The following is an 831-nucleotide window of genomic DNA, read 5'->3' on the forward strand; positions in this document are numbered from 1 at the left end:
CTAAGGCCTGTGGGGATTTGGGATTCCCCTTTGGGCGCGAGTGTGATTCACGCTCTGGATGGACCGCTTTGTACTGACGGACGCCCAATGGGCGAAGATGGAGCCGCATTGTCTTGGCAAGCCGAGCGATCCTGGGCGCAGCGGCACGGACAATCGGCTGTTTATCGAGGCCGTGCTCTGGATTGTGCGCACCGGCAGTCCGTGGCGTGATCTGCCTGCGCTCTTCGGCAACTGGAGCACCGTGTTCCGGCGCTTCAGCGACTGGCGCAAGGCCGATGTTTTCAAACGGATCTTCGATGCCGTGTCCGAGGAGCCGGACATGGAATATGCCATGGTCGACGCCACCATCGTCAAGGTTCACCGCCACGGGCAGGGCGCAAAAGGGGGACTCAGAGCCAGGCCATCGGCCGCTCCAAGGGCGGCATGACAACCAAGATTCTGGCCCTGACCGACGCCTTGGGCAACCTCGTGCGCTTTCGCCTGATGCCGGGCCACCGGTTCGACAGCATTGGCGTTGCCCCGCTGATCGACGGCGTCGCGTTCGGGGGCCTCATCGCGGACAAAGCGTTCGACAGCAACGCCATCGTCGCCGATCTCAACGAGCGCGGCGCCAAGATCGTCATCTCCCAGCATCCGCGCCGGGCCCAGCCCATCCCGATGGACGCCGAAATGTACAAATGGCGCCACCTCATCGAAAACTTCTTCTGCAAACTCAAAGAGTTCAAGCGGATCGCCATGCGCGCATGCAAAACCGACCAAAGCTTCGAGGCTATGATCTACCTCGCCGCCGCCGTCATCAACTCACGATGAATCCCCACAAGCCTTAGGTCG

The 831-nt window shown here is 61.6% G+C and carries 1 pseudogene; it reads left to right on the forward strand.

The window, feature by feature from the left end:
* Positions 1-97: 97 nt before the first annotated feature.
* A pseudogene (locus KBI52_RS01185) lies at positions 98-810 on the forward strand (IS5 family transposase).
* The last annotated feature ends 21 nt before the right edge of the window (positions 811-831 follow it).

This window comes from Microvirga sp. HBU67558 (genome assembly GCF_018069605.1).
GTDB classification, from domain to species: Bacteria; Pseudomonadota; Alphaproteobacteria; order Rhizobiales; family Beijerinckiaceae; genus Microvirga; species Microvirga terrae.